Annotated in this window: 19 protein-coding genes and 1 tRNA gene; 10 read left to right on the top strand and 10 right to left on the bottom strand. The window is 68.2% G+C overall.

Features of this window, described 5'->3' with window-relative positions; all coding sequences use genetic code 11:
• Nucleotides 1-111: 111 nt before the first annotated feature.
• The 5 genes from MAE01_RS11905 to MAE01_RS11885 all read left to right on the top strand — a co-directional run bounded on the left by MAE01_RS11905 (nt 112) and on the right by MAE01_RS11885 (nt 5,228).
• On the top strand, nt 112-1,215 hold the full coding sequence (locus tag MAE01_RS11905) for a phosphate ABC transporter substrate-binding protein PstS (RefSeq protein ID WP_147039780.1): 1,104 nt from the start codon (nt 112-114) through the stop codon (nt 1,213-1,215).
• 114 nt (nt 1,216-1,329) lie between these two features.
• Nucleotides 1,330-2,307, top strand: coding sequence for a phosphate ABC transporter permease subunit PstC (gene pstC, locus MAE01_RS11900; protein ID WP_147039779.1), 978 nt, complete (start codon nt 1,330-1,332; stop codon nt 2,305-2,307).
• Between the two features lies 1 nt (nt 2,308).
• Nucleotides 2,309-3,385 (top strand): phosphate ABC transporter permease PstA, encoded by a 1,077-nt coding sequence (pstA, locus tag MAE01_RS11895; RefSeq protein WP_147039778.1) that lies wholly within the window; start codon nt 2,309-2,311, stop codon nt 3,383-3,385.
• Nucleotides 3,386-3,408: 23 nt separating this feature from the next.
• The gene (gene pstB / locus MAE01_RS11890; RefSeq protein WP_147039777.1) at nt 3,409-4,188 is read left to right on the top strand and encodes a phosphate ABC transporter ATP-binding protein PstB; all 780 of its coding nucleotides are present in this window, start codon (nt 3,409-3,411) and stop codon (nt 4,186-4,188) included.
• 212 nt (nt 4,189-4,400) lie between these two features.
• The gene (locus MAE01_RS11885) at nt 4,401-5,228 is read left to right on the top strand and encodes an endonuclease domain-containing protein (RefSeq protein ID WP_147039776.1); all 828 of its coding nucleotides are present in this window, start codon (nt 4,401-4,403) and stop codon (nt 5,226-5,228) included.
• Between the two features lie 106 nt (nt 5,229-5,334).
• On the opposite strand, the gene MAE01_RS11880 is transcribed toward MAE01_RS11885, so the two are convergent.
• The 5 genes from MAE01_RS11880 to MAE01_RS11860 form a co-directional block, all read right to left on the bottom strand.
• Entirely contained in the window at nt 5,335-6,219 is an 885-nt protein-coding gene (locus MAE01_RS11880) for an aminodeoxychorismate lyase (protein ID WP_147039775.1), read from the bottom strand.
• Nucleotides 6,220-6,410: 191 nt separating this feature from the next.
• On the bottom strand, nt 6,411-7,040 hold the full coding sequence (locus MAE01_RS11875) for a DNA-directed RNA polymerase subunit beta (RefSeq protein WP_147039774.1): 630 nt from the start codon (nt 7,038-7,040) through the stop codon (nt 6,411-6,413).
• A 19-nt stretch (nt 7,041-7,059) separates the two neighbouring features.
• Nucleotides 7,060-7,836: an anti-sigma factor gene (locus MAE01_RS11870; RefSeq protein ID WP_147039773.1), complete on the bottom strand. Its 777-nt coding sequence runs from the start codon at nt 7,834-7,836 to the stop codon at nt 7,060-7,062.
• Entirely contained in the window at nt 7,833-8,432 is a 600-nt protein-coding gene (gene sigK / locus MAE01_RS11865; protein ID WP_186806227.1) for an ECF RNA polymerase sigma factor SigK, read from the bottom strand. Before sigK ends, MAE01_RS11870 begins: the two co-directional genes overlap by 4 nt.
• Before the next feature lie 45 nt (nt 8,433-8,477).
• A complete protein-coding gene (locus MAE01_RS11860; RefSeq protein WP_147039772.1) occupies nt 8,478-10,193 on the bottom strand; it encodes a cytochrome c biogenesis protein DipZ in 1,716 nt (571 codons plus the stop codon).
• Nucleotides 10,194-10,345: 152 nt separating this feature from the next.
• Here MAE01_RS11860 and MAE01_RS11855 point away from each other — a divergent pair, with 152 nt between their 5' ends.
• From MAE01_RS11855 to MAE01_RS11845, 3 genes are all read left to right on the top strand, one after another.
• Complete coding sequence (locus MAE01_RS11855) at nt 10,346-11,002, top strand: fasciclin domain-containing protein (protein ID WP_147039771.1); 657 nt, start codon at nt 10,346-10,348, stop codon at nt 11,000-11,002.
• Between the two features lie 201 nt (nt 11,003-11,203).
• On the top strand, nt 11,204-11,836 hold the full coding sequence (locus tag MAE01_RS11850; RefSeq protein WP_147039770.1) for a trimeric intracellular cation channel family protein: 633 nt from the start codon (nt 11,204-11,206) through the stop codon (nt 11,834-11,836).
• On the top strand, nt 11,833-13,068 hold the full coding sequence (locus MAE01_RS11845; protein WP_147039769.1) for an amidohydrolase: 1,236 nt from the start codon (nt 11,833-11,835) through the stop codon (nt 13,066-13,068). Before MAE01_RS11850 ends, MAE01_RS11845 begins: the two co-directional genes overlap by 4 nt.
• 6 nt (nt 13,069-13,074) lie before the next feature.
• Here MAE01_RS11845 and MAE01_RS11840 read toward each other — a convergent pair.
• Nucleotides 13,075-13,147, bottom strand: a tRNA-Lys gene (locus tag MAE01_RS11840).
• Between the two features lie 38 nt (nt 13,148-13,185).
• Nucleotides 13,186-13,701, bottom strand: coding sequence for a CGNR zinc finger domain-containing protein (locus MAE01_RS11835; protein WP_147039768.1), 516 nt, complete (start codon nt 13,699-13,701; stop codon nt 13,186-13,188).
• Nucleotides 13,702-13,726: 25 nt separating this feature from the next.
• On the opposite strand from MAE01_RS11835, the gene MAE01_RS11830 reads away from it, so the two are divergent.
• Nucleotides 13,727-13,933, top strand: a complete 207-nt coding sequence (locus tag MAE01_RS11830) for a hypothetical protein (protein WP_147039767.1) — start codon at nt 13,727-13,729, stop codon at nt 13,931-13,933.
• Here the strand turns inward: MAE01_RS11830 and MAE01_RS11825 are convergent, their stop codons facing one another.
• From MAE01_RS11825 to MAE01_RS11815, 3 genes are read right to left on the bottom strand one after another with little or no spacing between them, the layout of a single operon-like run.
• Nucleotides 13,934-14,581, bottom strand: coding sequence for an IMPACT family protein (locus tag MAE01_RS11825; RefSeq protein ID WP_147039766.1), 648 nt, complete (start codon nt 14,579-14,581; stop codon nt 13,934-13,936). It abuts the gene before it with no gap.
• Nucleotides 14,578-15,111, bottom strand: coding sequence for a DUF1697 domain-containing protein (locus MAE01_RS11820; protein ID WP_147039765.1), 534 nt, complete (start codon nt 15,109-15,111; stop codon nt 14,578-14,580). The genes MAE01_RS11825 and MAE01_RS11820 overlap by 4 nt, the downstream gene beginning before the upstream one ends.
• The gene (locus MAE01_RS11815) at nt 15,108-15,707 is read right to left on the bottom strand and encodes an isochorismatase family protein (RefSeq protein ID WP_147039764.1); all 600 of its coding nucleotides are present in this window, start codon (nt 15,705-15,707) and stop codon (nt 15,108-15,110) included. The genes MAE01_RS11820 and MAE01_RS11815 overlap by 4 nt, the downstream gene beginning before the upstream one ends.
• 71 nt (nt 15,708-15,778) lie before the next feature.
• Between MAE01_RS11815 and MAE01_RS11810 the strand changes: the two genes are divergently transcribed.
• Entirely contained in the window at nt 15,779-16,222 is a 444-nt protein-coding gene (locus MAE01_RS11810; RefSeq protein WP_147039763.1) for a VOC family protein, read from the top strand.
• Nucleotides 16,223-16,233: the final 11 nt, after the last annotated feature.

The following is a 16,233-nucleotide window of genomic DNA, read 5'->3' as shown; positions in this document are numbered from 1 at the left end:
CCCGTTCACCTGCCGTTTACCTGCGGGGGCGATTCTCGTTAACCGCCGCGCTTAGCGTCACTGTGTGCCCTGCACCGGGCCCGAACCCAAACCACGATCGAAGGATCCACAGTGAAGATCTCCCGAATCGCTCGAATCGGCGCCATCGGCGCCGTCGCCGCTCTCGCTCTCGCCGGCTGTGCCGCAAACGAAGGCGGCGCCGGCGGCTCCTCCGAGGAGCCCACCACGTCCACCCTGTCCGGCACGCTCGACGCCACCGGTGCGTCGTCGCAGACTGCCGCGCAGGAGGCCTGGGTCGCCGGGTTCCAGACTGCCAACCCCGACGTGACCATCAACTACGAGCCGACCGGCTCCGGCACGGGCCGTGAGAACTTCCTCGAGGGCGGCAGCAACTTCATCGGCTCCGACCGCGCGTTCAACGCCGATGAGATCGCCGCAGGCGGCTTCGGCGCCTGCACCACCGACGACATCGTCGAGATTCCCGTGTACATCTCGCCGGTCGCCGTGGCGTTCAACCTCGAGGGCGTCGACACGCTGAACCTGGATGCCGCCACCATCGCGAGCATCTTCGCCGGCACGATCACCAACTGGAACGACTCCGCGATCGCGACGCTCAACCCCGACGCCACGCTCCCCGACCTGGCGATCTCGCCGGTCCACCGCTCGGACCCGTCCGGCACGCAGGAGACCTTCACCAACTACCTCGCGGCGACCGCCCCCGAGATCTGGACCTACGAGGTCTCGGACGAGTGGCCCATCCAGGGCGGCGAAGCCGCTCAGGGCACGTCCGGTGTCGTCCAGGCCATCACCGCAGGCAACGGCGCGATCGGCTTCGCCGACGCCTCGCAGGTCGGTGACCTCGGCCAGGTGCACGTCGGCGTCGGCGGCGAGTTCGTCCCGTACTCGGCCGAGGCCGCGTCGCAGCTCGTCGAGGGCGCAACGCTCGAGGACGGCCGCGGCGAGGGCGACCTCGCGTTCGACGTCGATCCCGCTGCCGCCGCAGACGGCGCCTACCCGATCGCCCTGGTCAGCTACCTGATCGGCTGCGAGCAGTACGAGGACGCGAGCGTCGCCGAACTCGTCAAGGAGTACTTCACCTACGTCGCCAGCGCCGAGGGCCAGGACGCGGCCGCGGAGAACGCCGGCAACGCGCCCATCTCGGACGGCCTGCGCGAGAAGGTCAATGCCGCCATCGACCTCATCCAGGTCGGCTGAGACCAGCCAGATGGCTGATCTCTGACGTCGATGCCCTCGCGTCCTGACGGGCGCGGGGGCATCGACGAGTCAGAAACCGTTCCACCCGACTCCTCGGCCCGAAACAGGGAGATCATGACCACGACCGAACAGGCACCGACCGAGCAGGCGTCACAAGCGCCGCCCGCACCGATCAAGGCCAAACAGCGACTGGGCGACCGCGTCTTCTCCGGCACCGCTCTCGGCGCCGGCATCGTCATCCTCATCGTGCTCGCGGCGGTCGCCACGTTCCTCGTCATCCAGAGCGTCCCGGCGTTCCAGCTCGACACGAGCGACAACCACATCCTGAACGGCGAGTCGTTCTGGACCTACGTCTGGCCGCTCGTGTTCGGCACGCTGTGGGCCTCATTCATGGCGCTGGTCATCGCCGCCCCGATCTCCATCGGCATCGCGCTGTTCATCTCCCACTACGCACCGCGCAGGCTCGCCTCGTTCCTCGGGTACATCATCGATCTGCTCGCCGCGGTCCCCTCGGTGGTCTTCGGCCTGTGGGGCGGCCTGGTGCTCGCCCCGCTCCTGCAGCCGATCTACGCGTGGCTGAACGAGAACGCGGACTGGATCCCGTTCTTCCAGGGGCAGGTCTCCTCGACCGGCAAGACGATCATGACCGCCGCCCTCGTGCTCGCCGTCATGTGCATCCCGATCATGACGGCGATCTGCCGCGAGGTCTTCCTGCAGACGCCGAAGCTTCACGAAGAGGCGGCGCTCGCCCTCGGCGCCACGCGCTGGGAGATGGTGCGCATGGCCGTGCTGCCCTTCGCCCGCGGCGGCATGGTCTCCGCGGCGATGCTCGCCCTCGGCCGCGCCCTCGGCGAGACGATGGCCGTCACGATGGTGCTCTCTCCGTCCGCCGTGGTGAGCTTCCTGGTGCTCACCGCCACGAACCCCACGCCGATTCCCGCGAACATCGCGCTCGCCTTCCCCGAAGCGCACGGCACCGGAGTCAACACGCTCGTCGCGACCGGCCTCATCCTGTTCGTCGTGACCTTCGCGGTCAATGCGCTGGCGCGCTGGATCGTCGCGCGTCGCGCCGAGTTCTCGGGGGCGAACTGACATGACCGTTCTCACTTCGCCCGCCCCGTCCCTGACCTCAGGGAAGCTGCCCAAGTGGGCGCCATGGGCCCTGCTGCTGGCATCCTTCGCGATCTCGTACGCGGTCTTCGCCGTCACGAGCATCGGCGAGGATCTCGTCGACTTCAACATCGTGGGGGCGTCGATCGTCGGCATCCTGCTCTACATGGTGCTGATCACCGTCATCTCCGCGATCGCGGAGAGCCGGCGCAAGGCCGTCGACCGGCTGATGACGGCTCTGGTGGCGACGGCGTTCCTCATCGCCCTGATGCCGCTCGTCTCACTGCTGTGGACCGTCGCAGTCAACGGCATCCACCGATTCGACGCCGAGTTCTTCAGCTTCTCGATGCGCAACATCGTCGGCGAGGGCGGCGGCATCGTGCACGCGATCTGGGGCACCGTCCTGGTCACGCTCACGGCCGCGGTCATCTCGGTGCCGATCGGCCTGATGACCTCGATCTACCTGGTGGAGTACGGCCGCGGCAAGCTCGCCAAGGGCATCACGTTCTTCGTCGACGTCATGACCGGCATCCCCTCGATCGTCGCCGGTCTGTTCATCTACGCCGTGTTCTCGCTGCTCATCCGACCGGGCATCTCGATGGGCATCATGGGTGCTCTCGCGCTGGCGGTGCTCATGACGCCGGTCGTCGTGCGCGGCAGCGAGGAGCTGCTGCGCATCGTTCCGAACGAGCTGCGCGAGGCCGCATATGCGCTCGGCGTGCCGAAGTGGCTGACGATCCTCAAGGTCGTGCTGCCGACGTCGATCGCCGGGATCATGACCTCGGTGATGCTGTCGATCTCGCGCGTCATCGGCGAGACCGCTCCCCTGCTGCTGACCGCCGGATTCACGCTGAGCATGAACACGAACATCTTCAACGGTCAGATGATGACGCTGCCCGTGTTCGCCTACAACCAGTACATGAACCAGGGCACGAACCCCGAGGCCGCGCTCGATCGCGCCTGGGCGTCCGCGCTCACCCTGATCCTGATCGTCATGGTCCTGAACCTGCTCGCGCGTCTGATCGCGAAGTGGTTCGCCCCGAAGACCTCCGGCCGCTGAGCCGTTACCCGAAGGAATCCCGAATGTCCAAGAGCATCGAAGTCAACGACCTCAACGTCTACTACGGCGACTTCCTCGCCGTAGAGGGCGTCTCCCTCGACATCCAGCCGCGCAGCGTGACGGCGTTCATCGGCCCCTCCGGCTGCGGCAAGTCGACCTTCCTGCGCACTCTGAACCGCATGCACGAGGTGATCCCCGGCGCACGCGTTCAGGGCGAAGTGCTCCTCGACGGCAAGGACCTGTACGGCCCGGGCGTCGACCCGGTGCTCGTGCGCCGGCAGGTGGGCATGGTGTTCCAGCGCCCGAACCCGTTCCCGACCATGTCGATCAAGGAGAACGTGCTGGCGGGCGTGAAGCTGAACAACTCCCGCATGTCGCGCTCGGATCAGGATGCTCTCGTCGAACGCGCTCTCACCGGCGCGAACCTCTGGAACGAAGTCAAGGATCGCCTCGACCGCCCCGGCTCCGGACTCTCCGGCGGACAGCAGCAGCGTCTGTGCATCGCGCGTGCGATCGCCGTCGAGCCCCAGGTCATCCTGATGGACGAGCCGTGCTCCGCGCTCGACCCGATCTCGACCTACGCGATCGAGGAGCTGATCGGCGAACTGAAGAACGAGTACACGGTCGTGATCGTGACGCACAACATGCAGCAGGCCAGCCGGGTGTCGGACAGGACCGCGTTCTTCAACATCGCCGGCACCGGCAAGCCGGGCAAGCTCATCGAGTACGACGACACCGCGGCCATCTTCACCACCCCGTCGGTGCAGGCGACCGAGGACTACGTCTCCGGCCGCTTCGGCTGAGCCGCGCGCTCGCGTGCGCTCGCTCTGTGCACAACTTCGGATGCCGCGACCGACACGCCGTGCAACCCTTCCGATGCGCGGAGTGTCGGAGTTGGGCTCCGAAGTTATGCCCGGAGTGAGTCGCTCTCCACAGGTCCGGCGAACGGCGGATGATCCACAGGACGTGGGAACGAGGGCCTGAAGGTCCCGGCGGATGCCGCAGGCTCTGAGTCATGTGCGAGACATCGGTGCCGGCGATCTGGACATACGCAGAGCTGCGTGCCGACCGGAGCCGTCGTCAGATCGAGGCGGAGTTCGCCGTCGGAATCCTGCGACGCGTGCGCCGCGGCGTCTATGCGGGCGTCGATGCATGCCCCGACGCCGTGGATGCGGCAGCGCACGGCGGCTCGCTCGCGTGTGAGACGGCCGCACGGCATCTGGGACTCTGGGTTCTGGATGACGTCGACGGCGTACACGTCTGGATGCGCTCGGACCGCCACCAGTATCCGCACGTGGAACCGGATTGCGATTGCACGCCGCACTGGGACCACGCCGACAGCAACTCGGCGTTCGGCCCTCCGGCCGTCGAACGAGTGCTCCTCCAGATCTACGGATGCCGCGGCGAAGAGTCGTTCTTCGTCGCACTGGAATCCGCTCGACGGAAGGGACTGCTCTCGGGTGCCGCCATCCGCCGCTTGCGTCGGTCGATCGATCGTCGTGGTCGCGACCTCGTCGACTTCTCCCGCGATGATGCTGACAGCGGACTGGAGTCGTTGATCAGGCTGCGAACCAGACATCAAGGTTGGGATGTGCAATGCCAGGTGTGGATCTTCGGCACCGGCAAGGTCGATCTGCTCATCGACGGCTGGCTCATCATCGAGGCCGACGGCAAGGCCAACCATGACGATGAAGGCCACAGACACAAGGATCTGACCAGGGACGCCAACTCCGCCATGTGGGGATACACGACCCTGCGGTTCGACTACGCGATGATCATCCACGACTGGGAGGCCGTCGAGCGCGCGATCGTGGCGGCTCTGACCAGCCGCGCTGCCGTGTGAGCCGTGCACAACTTCGGACCGGAGCACCGACACGCCGCTGCAGCCACTCGGGTGACGGCGAGTCGCTGCGGTCATCCGAAGTTGTGCACAGCGGGGCGGCGGGCGGTCAGTCGCGCGGGCTGAGGAGGTAGTGGTTCAGGTCGGTGGTCAGAGCAGGGGCGACGGGGAGGGTGTGGGCGTCGACGGCGGTGATGGGGACGGCCAGGCGGACGCTCGACACCAGCCACGCGGCGTCGGCGCGAGGCAGATCCGTCGCCGGGATCCGCTCGTACCCCACCTGGAGGCCCCGCTCGGACAGATACTCGAACACGCTCAACTGGGTCGTGCCGTGCAGGATGCCGCCGGTCGGTGCGGGAGTGACGAAGCGGTCGCCGAACCGGAGGATGAGCGACGCTGTCGGCGCCTCGAGCACGAATCCGTCGCTGGAGAGGAAGATCGCGTCATCGGCGCCGCGGCGGTGCGCCTCGCGCAGCGCCGCCATGTTCACGGCGTACGACAGCGTCTTCGCGCCCAGCAGCAGCCAGGGCGCATGTTCGGCGACGTCGAGCGAGTAGCCCCGGTCGAGGGTCACGACCTTCACGCCGTCCCGGCGCACGTTCGAGAAATCGGATGCCGGCGCCGCCGTCACCCAGGCGGTCGGTGTCGGCCCGTGCTCCACTCCCCTGCTGAGGATCAGCTTGATGACCGCCTCGCCCGCCGGGCACTCAGCGGCAGCCACAGCCACCGCCTGCCGCCACTGCTCCTGGTTCGGAGCCGGGAGGTCGCAGATCCGCGCGGAGTTCGCCAGGCGCTCCAGGTGCGGCATGACCTCCTGCGCATGGCGATCGATCACGCCGATCGACTCGAACACGCCGTCGCCGCGCTGCGTGCTCAGCTCCCCGACGCTGAGCGCCGGCGCGGCAGCATCCACGACCGTGAACGTGTCGGAGAAGTCCGCGCGCTGCTCGGAGGCCTCCACGGGGTCGATGATCAGGGCGAAACGCTGTGCCATGAGATCACCCTACGACCAGGCGATCGACACTCGATGCTCAGGAATACCTGAGGCACGAGGACGTTACACTTGAATGGCCGGGCCGCATAACCCCGGGCTCCAACTTCTGCCGCTGCGAGCGGCCTTCCGCCGAGAGGCGTTCTTGCGGCCCGGTCCTTTCATGTCCGGCACGTGCCGCACCTGCGTCCAGGTCAGTTCAGCCCACCGACGCGCCACAGTCCCGCCGCCGCGCTCAGATCGTTCGCATAGGCGTGCAGCCGCCGAGCCCTCGTCGTCAGCTCCGAAGCGCGCTCCGCCTCGGTGCTCTCGTAGTCGTCCGCCACGTGCGTCGCCCCCGACACCTGCACCCTGCAGAACGCCGCGGCACGCTCGAGTGCGACCGAGAAGTCGCCGCGGAAGACTCCCCGCATGATCGTGTCGATCAGGGCCACCAGCTCCTCCGGGCTCGCCGGCACGGGCGCCCCTGCGACGACAGGGTCCACGGACGCGAGCTCGATCCGTCCGCGCTCGTACAGCAGTGCGGAGGTCTGCGGATCGCTGTGGATCGCGAGCTGCAGCAGGTACAGCCGCCACAGCGCGCCGGGCAGCGACACGGCGGGTGCCGTGGCCCACAGCTCGGCGATGTCGTCGATGCCGTGCTCCGCAGTGAAGGCGATCAGACGCTCGGCGCTCGCGCCGCTCTCGTCGGCGCGCGCCCGCGTGAGCAGAGCGGATGCCGTGGCGTGCGCGACCCGGACGGCCTCAGCCGAGTCGGCGGTGCCGACGAGGTTGTCGAATGCCGCGGAGGGACGGCGGACGGGGCGGTGGAACTGCTCGGGCATCCGTCCAGGGTACTCGCGCTCAGGCGGTGGGGATCGCGATGATCGGCTCGGTCGTGGGCAGTCCGGTCGGAGATCCGCCCGCCTGCTCGACCGTGACGGCGATCACATCGCCCTCGTGCATAGAGCCGTCCAGGAGCGCCGTCGCCTCGCCGGATTCCGTCTCGAAGAGACCGGCGGGCAGTGCGTCCTTCCCGCGGACGAGCCAGAGCTGATACGTCCGGTCCGCGTCGAGACCCTCGAGCCCTTCCGTGACCAATACGGCGCTGCCGACCGACGCCGACCAGTGGGCCGTCGCCTGCGCGCCGTCGTCCAGCCGCACGGTCGACTGCTGCGCATCCGACGCGGCTTCGATCTTCTCGAGCGCGACGACGGATGCCGGCTGCGTGAGCTGCGGGACGAGGATGGCCGCACCGATGCCGAGTCCGACGATCAGCACCACCGATGCCGCGAGCGCGAACAGGCCGCGGCTCCAGCGCCGCGGCCGGGCCGCAGCGCCGTCGTGGCGTTCGTCCTCGTGGTGTTCGCCGTGGCGTTCGGCACCTCGCGCGCTCGGCGCGACAGCATCCGACTGCGGGGTCTGCGCGATCTGAGCGAGCAGGGCGTCGCGGATATCTGCCGGCGGCGCGACAGGGGCGACGGCATCCGCGAGCAGCGAAGCGGTCTCCGCGTCGTACTCGGCGAGCGCGCGCCACTCGGGGTGCGCGGCGAGGGCGTCCGCGAAGCGCCGTTCATCGGCATCCGACAGCGCGCCCAGGGCGTGCCCTGCCGCGAGCTCGGCGAATTCCTTCTCGTTCATGCGTTCACCCCCATCTCGTTCCTCAGGCGCGAGAGTCCGTCTCGCATCCTCGTCTTGACCGTTCCCAGCGGCGCGCCGATCAGCACGGCGATCTCGCTCTGACTGTAACCGCCGTAGTACGACAGGACGAGCGCCTCACGCTGCGGATCGGGCAGCGTACCCAGTGCCGCCACGACTCGTTCGCCCTCGATGCTCAGCTCCACCTGCTCGGCGACGCTGTCGTGGGCGACGCCGATGTCGCGAATCCCGGCACGGACGTCCCGATCCGTGCTGGACTGCGACGCCCTCACACGATCGACCGCGCGGCGGTGGGCGATCGTGAGAACCCAGGTGCGTCCCTGTCCTCTGTTCGGAGCGAACCGCGAAGCGGATTGCCAGATCTCCAGGAAGACCTCCTGGAGCACCTCTTCGCTCTGCGAACGATTGACGAGCACGCGCAGGATGAGCCCGAAGACACGGGAGGAGAGCAGATCGTAGAGTTCGGCGAACGACGCCTGATCTCCACCGGCCACGCGGACGAGGAGTTCGGCGACGCGATCTCCCGCCGTGCCGTCCTCCGGCGTCTCCACACCGTCGATGACCATCTCGACAAGCATGCCGCATCCGCTCCCCTCATCCGCACTCACGCGCCGCCAGGCGGGTCATCCGAAGGTGAAGGAGTATGCCTGCACGCCCGGCGGGATCTCCACCGTCAGCTCGCCCGATCCCGCCGCCCCCTTCAGGAGCTGGTACGAGCGCGGCGTTCCGTCGACCTCGATCGTCCGGCTCTCGCCGTCCGGCGTGTGCACGGTGATCTCGCCGGCTCCCGCGAGCACCATCCGCACCTCGGATGCCCGATAGCTCAGCCGGACCTCGGCGCCCTCTGCGGTGGGAGTCGCGTACTGCGTGGCGATCTCCCAATCGCCCTCCAGCGCAAAGGTGTCGGCATCCTGCTCGCGCGGGAACTCGAACGTCGCCCGACCTGCGCGGTAAGAATCCTCGCCGCCGTAGTTCACGTCCTTCGATGAGCCCAGGAACGTCTCGGGCGTCGTGGAGCCGAGCTCCGGCGTCTCGTCCGCGACACCGGACTCCGCGGGGAGCCGGACATCGGGATCGGCATCCTCCAGCAGCTCGCGGATCATCTTCTCGGTGGCCTCGTAGTTGCCCTCCCCGAACGAGATGTGCCGCACGGTCCCCTCAGCGTCGATCAGGTAGTGCGCCGGCCAGTAGCGGTTCCGGTAGTTGGTCCAGGTCGAGAGGCTGTTGTCGAGTGCCACGGGATACTCGATCCCGAAATCGCGGATGCCGGCCGCGACGTTTCCGGCATCCTTCTCGAACGCGTACTCCGGCGAGTGGATGCCGATGACCTGCAGCCCTGCGTCGCGATAGGTCTCATCCCAGCCGACGACGTGCGGGATCGACCGCTGGCAGTTGATGCACGAGTACGCCCAGAAATCGATGAGCACGACCTGGCCCCGGAGGTCTTCCAGGTCGATCGCCTCGCCGTCCGGGGTGTTCAGCCACTGCTCGATTCCGCGGATCGACGGTGCGGTGCCGCAGGATTCGAGCTCCTCAGCGCCGTTCGTGCAGTTGTCGAGTTGGCGGTTCTCGTCCGTGACGAGACCGCCCAGGCCGAGGGCCTCCTCTGCGGCCTCGTTCTCGGTGAGCTCCTGCTGCAGCGGCGCGGTGTAGTCGGGCAGCAGCCGCTGCAACGCCTGCGGCACGTTGAAGACGAGACCCACGGCGAGCGCCAGCATCGCGATTCCCGCAGCGATGCGCAGTCCGCGCTCGCGGGTGCGGAAGGCACGGATGCGGTTCACGACGCCCCGGCCGGCGAGCGCGAAGGCGAGGAGCGGAATCGCCACGCCGATGGAGAACGACACGGTCAGCAGGACGGTTCCTGGCCCGATCTGCCCGGTCGAACCCGCGACGATGATCGCGGCGAGCACGGGGCCGGCGCACGGCACGAATACCGCGCCGAGCGCGAGGCCGACGCCGAAGCCGCTCCCGCGGTTCTTCACCTCTTTGCGCGGCAGCCACTGGAACGGCTTCTCGAGCAGCTGCTCGAACCGCGGGATGAGCAGGCCGATGCCGATGATGATCAGCACGACGATCCCGGCCCAGCGCAGCACGTCCTGCGGGAGGCCGAGGAGTCCGAGGATGAGCGACCCTACGAGCGTGACCAGCGTGAAGCTGAGGACGAGGCCGGCGATGACGAGGTACGGGCGGCTGCGCCGCGCGGGAATCACGTCCCCGTCGCCCTCGAAACGGGCGGACTGCGCGCCTCCGGTCAGGAAGATGACCGGCAGGACGGGCAGGATGCACGGCGAGATGCCGGTGATGAGCCCTCCCAGCAGGCCGATGAGTATCAGGTCCATGAGCTCCTCGCTTCTGTTGCGAGTTCTTCGGCGCGAGGACGCTTCCGGATTGACCTGAAGAATTCTGAGATTCCTCCCATCCGATCCGCGCCGGGTTCCGAACATCAGTCAACGCCGCGGAGATGTCGCGGCTCCGAACCCCGGAGGTAGAGATGTTCAGCACCAAGAAGAAGATGACCGCAGCACTGACGCTCGGATTCGCGAGTGTTCTCGTGCTGGCCGGCTGCTCCATGGGCACCGACACGGCCGAAGAGCCGGCCGAGCCGAGCACGCCCGAGACGTCGGAGGCCGCGCCCGAGACGATGGACCCGGCCGCGAACCTCGTCGGCCCCGGCTGTGAGGCCTACGCCGAGCAGGTCCCGGACGGCGCAGGTTCCATCCAGGGAATGTCGCAGGATCCTGTGGCGGTCGCGGCATCCAACAACCCCATTCTCACGACGCTGGTCTCGGCCGTCAGCGGTGAGCTCAACCCCGACGTCAACCTCGTCGACACGCTCAACGGTGACGAGTTCACGGTGTTCGCACCGGTGGACGACGCCTTCGCCAAGATCGACGCGGCCACGATCGAGACCCTGAAGACCGACTCCGAGATGCTGTCGTCGATCCTCACCTACCACGTGGTTCCCGGTCAGATCGAGCCCGCCGACATCGCCGGCATGCACACCACTGTGCAGGGCGCCGACCTCGAGGTCACCGGCGAGGGCGACATGTGGATGGTCAACGATGCCAACGTGATCTGCGGTGGCGTCCAGACTGCCAACGCGACGGTGTACCTGATCGATTCGGTCCTTATGCCGCCGGCTGAGTGAGGCTGGCTCGGGTGCTGGGCTGGGGAGTCACGGCACCGCACGATGCGGTCGTCAGCCTCGAGGGAAGCTGACGGCCGCATTCGTGTGCCCGGAGACCTTACGCGCAGGCCGGAGCAGCTGCGCGGCGCGCCCCAAGTGTGAGCTCTTCGTGGTGCGGCATCCTTGCCTCATGCGGTTCTCGGCAGACTTCGGCGCGCGCGCATGAACTGGGCGCTCACGCTCGACCTGCTCGGCACGTTCTTCTTCGCGATCTCCGGCTCGCTGCTGGCCGCGCAGCGCGGCTACGACATCGTCGGCTCTCTGTTGCTGGGCAGCCTGACCGGTCTCGGCGGCGGAGTGATCCGCGACCTCATCATCGGCGTTCCGCCGACGGCGTTCGCCGAACCGGTGCATCTGGCGGCGCCCGTCGCGGCTGCGGTGCTGGTGTTCTTCCTCGCCAGCGGTGTCGAGCGATACTCCAGACCGCTGCTGATCTTCGACGCCGGCGGCCTGGCCCTGTTCTGCACGACGGGCACGGTCAAGGCCCTCGAGGCCGGGATGAATCCGGTGGCGGCCATGCTGCTCGGGGTGACCACCGGTGTCGGAGGCGGGCTGCTCCGGGACGTCGTCGCGAACCGCGACCCGCAGCTGTTCAACTCGTCCGACCTGTACGCCGTACCCGCGTTCCTCGGTGCCGCGATCGTGGCAGGAGTCTGGTTCACCGCGCTCCCGAACGTGGTGACGGTTTTCGTCGCTGCCATCGTCGTGTTCGTGTTCCGCGTGCTGTCGCTGCACTTCCGCTGGCGCATCCCGCACGCGAAAGGCCAGCCGAAGATGGGAAGGGCATCCGAATGAGCACGGTCGCCGGCATCCTGAACGATTACGAGACGATCCGCGCGGATCAGGAGGCGTTCTATCGCGACCTGCATGCCCATCCCGAGCTCTCGCACGAGGAAGTCCGCACCGCGGACGAGGTCGCGCGGCGGCTGAAGGCGTGGGGCTTCGAGGTGCACGTCGGTGTCGGCGGCACCGGAGTCGTCGGCATCCTGCGCAACGGCGACGGTGCGACGGTCCTGATGCGCGCCGATATGGATGCGCTGCCGATCGGCGAGGCGACAGGCGCTGCGTACGCCAGCACAGTGGATGCCGTGATGCACGCCTGCGGGCACGACGTGCATGTCGCGTGCCTGCTGGGCGCGGCGCGGTTGCTGTCGTCGCATAGGGACGCATGGCAAGGGACCGTCGTCGCGCTGTTCCAGCCTGCGGAAGAAACCGGCGACGGGGCGCGAGGGATGCTGGACGACGGTCTGGCCGGAATCATCCCGAAGCCTGATGTCGCACTCGCCCAGCATGTGCTGCCGGGTGCGGCCGGAACCGTGCTCACCCGGCCGGGGCCGGTGCTCTCGAGCGCCGACAGCGTGCGGATCACGGTGCACGGACGCGGCGGGCACGGATCGATGCCGCAGAAGACCGTCGATCCGGTGGTGCTCGCGGCGCTCATCGTGGTGCGGCTGCAGACGATCGTCGCCCGTGAGATCGCGCCGACCGAGCCGGCCGTGCTGACCGTTGGCAGCATCCGGGCGGGGTCGAAGAGCAACATCATCCCGGACGAAGCGGTGCTGGAGCTCAATCTGCGCACGTACACCGAGCAGACCAGGAGGCACATGCTCGCTTCGATCGAGCGGATCGCGCGCGGCGAGAGCCTCGCGAGCGGATCGCCCCGGGAGCCGGAGATCGAGGTCTACGACAGCTTTCCACTCACCGAGAACGACGGCGCCGTGACAGCGCGCGTCGCTGTGGCATTCGCGGAGCACTTCGGCGCCGACTCCCTGCCGATGGAGCTGCAGACCGCGAGCGAGGATTTCAGCGATGTGCCGCGGGCGCTCGGCGTGCCGTACACCTACTGGTCGATCGGCGGGACGGATCCGGATGCCTGGGCGAAGGCCGTGCGCGACGGCACCGTGTTCTCGACCATTCCGGCCAACCACTCACCGCTGTTCCTGCCTGTGATGCAGCCGACCCTGGAGACAGGAACCGCCGCGCTCGTCGTCGCTGCGGGCGCGTGGCTGGCGCCAGGGAGTGAGTAGACGGTGTGGGCCCGGAGGGGCTCGAACCCTCGACCCGCGGATTAAAAGTCCGATGCTCTGCCAACTGAGCTACAGGCCCGTGCAATCAAGCCTACTTCGTCGCGGAGCGTGTGACGCTCACAAGCGCGCGCGGTGACGGCGCACGGCGGCGCGGTTCGCGCAGCGCACGGAGCAGAATCGCTGCCGACCGTTGCGGGTCACATCGACGACGACGTTCGTGCACGGCGAGGCCGCGCATCGGGCGAGGCGATCCATGCCGCGCGTCACCAGGTGCAGTGACGTGCCGACGCTGATGATCGCGCGCAGCACGTAGGGCAGCGACCGCACGTCGTCGCGGTAGTGCAGGTGCCATCCTTCGCCGTCGTGATTCGTGAGTCGCGGGTATGCCGCAGCCTGCGCGAGCTGCGCGTTCAGCAACTCGGCGCGTTTCGGGTGGTCGGGCTCGTCGACGATCCGCAGCCAGTCATCGATGACCTCGCGCACTCGCGCATGATCGTCAGCGGCGGGTGCAAACGTCATCGTCATGCCGAGATCCAGCGTGCGCTCCTCGATGCCCTGCCGCTTAGCCGGCCAGTCGTTCGCGAGGGATGCCGCCAGCAGAACGGCATACTCGCCGTAAGGGTTGAGATGCATAAGACCATTACAGCACGCTGGTCTCATGACCGCATTGCACACCCGCCCGATCCCCCGCCATGCGCCTGCACTCGCGCACGAGCACGCCTGGACCGCCGAGTCTCGACACCGCACCAGCGACGGCACGGTGGTCTACGTGCGCTGCACCGGCTGCGCCGCGCGACGAGTCGATCTTCAGCAGGATTCACAGCTCCCACCCGCCGGCATCAGCCGCAGCATCCCGCGGCCGTGATCAGACCCGTGGCACGTCGATCAGGCGCTTGGCTCCCGTCGGGACGGCGCTCACTGCTCCGGCCGATGCCGCGGCGACCTCTGCGGCGAGCGCTGGGATGTCCTCGGCCGGCAGCCACACGGTGAACGTCGCGCGTGCAGCATAGGCCGGCGCGTCCAGGACAGCGGTGCGTCCGTGCGCCCACTCGCGAAGCAGGTTCTCGAACCGCCCGGCATCCGCGTGCATCACCGACAACTCGACACCGCTGAGCAGGTGCCGGTCGACGACCATCGCGAGATCGAGCGCTTCGGCGACCGCGGAGGAGTACGCCCGCACCAGCCCGCCCGCCCCGAGCTTGATGCCGCCGAAGTACCGCGTGACGACAGCGACGACATCCGTGAGCTCGCGCCGCCGCAGCACCTCGAGCATGGGGACGCCCGCGGTGCCGGACGGCTCGCCGTCGTCCGAGGAGCGCGCCCGGTCTCCGAGCGCGCCGGTCACCTGAGCCGAGCAGTTGTGCCTGGCATCCCAGGCCCGCTTCCTGACCGCTGCGATGACGGCATCCGCCTCCTCCGGCGACGCGACGGGCGCGACGTGGGCGATGAATCGCGACTTCTTGATCACCAGCTCGTGGTCCACGGCGCGGGCGATCGTGGCGGGGTGGGTCATGCCGTGAGCTCGACGAGTTTGCGCGTGGTCCGCAGATTCCGTGCGGTACCGGCGACGCCGAGGGCACGATCGAGCACCGCCTTCGTGAGCTTCGTCGCATGGACACCGCTGTCGCTGTAGCTGATCCAGAGGTCCCGGCCGACGAGAGCGAGCTCCTCCCCGGGCACCAGTCGCTCGTGGAGCGCATCGAGCGCTCCGTCCGCCGGCTCGCCCTCCAGGAACATCGCGTGGACCAGCTTCTCCACACCGCCGACGAACGGGTACGCGGCCAGCGCGACCGTGAGCTCGTCATGCGTGCGCGCTATGACCGGGGTGTCCACACCGAACTCGGCGGCGATCACCTCCCGCACCCGCGCACAGGCGGAGGCGGCATCCGGCGGAGAGTCGCAAATGATGTTGCCGCTGGCGATGTACGTCGAGACGTTCTGCAGGTCGGTGTCGGATGCCAGCGCTTCGCGCAGTCGCGCCATCGGGACGCTGTTGCGGCCGCTGACGTTCACCGCTCGTAGGAGCAGAACGCTGCGGCTCACGGGTTCGTGCCGCCGAAGGCCTGGGCACTCTCGATCAGTTCGGCTCCCGCGTGAGCGAGCTCTGCGAGGGCGCGCTCGCTCGTATCTACGGCGACACCCGCGACGAGGTCGGTGATCACGCGCACGTGCACGCCGTGCGCGACGGCGTCGAGAGCGGACGCGCGTACGCAGTGGTCGGTCGCGAGACCGACGACATCGGCCATGAGCACGCCGTGTTCGCTCAGGACGGCGGCGACGGTGACGCCGTCCTCGGCGACGCCTTCGAACATGGAGTAGGCGGGCACGCCCTGCCCTTTGCGGACGTGGTGGGTGACGGCATCCGTCGCCAGCAGCGGGTCGTACTCGGCGCCGGGTGTGCCGGCGACGCAGTGCACCGGCCAGGTGCCTCGGAAATCCGGCTTCTCGGCGAAGTGCCCGCCGTTGTCGCCGTCGGCGTCGTGCCAGTCGCGTGAGGCGACGATCACGTCGTACTCGGCGGCGTGCGCGGCGAGGAACTCCGAGACGGCGGATGCCACGGCATCCCCGCCGATGACCGCCAGCGCACCGCCCTCGGTGAAGTCGTTCTGCACGTCGACGATGAGAAGTGCTCTGCTCATGCTTCGAGGGTACGCGTTCAGATCAGTCCGAACACATGGATATTCGCGTGGCCGACGAGGAGAATCGCGGCATGTCTGCCATCAAGCGATTCGACCATGTCGGCATCACCGTCTCCGATCTCGACGCGGTGACGAGGTTCTTCACCGGTCTCGGGCTCGAACTGCAGGGCCCGCCTATGGCCATGGAGGGCGATTTCCTCGACACGGTGTGCGGCATACCGGATGCCAGGACGACCGTCGTCATGCTGCAGGCTCCCGGCGGCGGGACCGGAGTCGAGCTGTCGAGCTTCGAGCGCCCCGCGCCCGGCCCGGGCCGGCCGGACGCCATGGCGAACGAGCTGGGGATCCGCAGCATCGCGTTCGAGGTCACCGGCCTGGAAGAGATGGTGTCGCGGTTGACCGCAGACGGCTACCGGCTCGACGGTGGAGTGGGCGAGTACGAGGATCAGTGGCGCATGGCCTACGTCCGCGGCCCGGAAGGGATCATCGTCGCCCTCGCCGAGCGCCTCGGCTGATCCTTCGGGGG

It is taken from the genome of Microbacterium aerolatum, assembly GCF_007988825.1.
GTDB lineage: Bacteria > Actinomycetota > Actinomycetes > Actinomycetales > Microbacteriaceae > Microbacterium > Microbacterium aerolatum.
The sequence above is the reverse complement of the archived record's forward strand: the minus strand, read 5'-3'. Positions and strand labels throughout refer to the sequence as shown.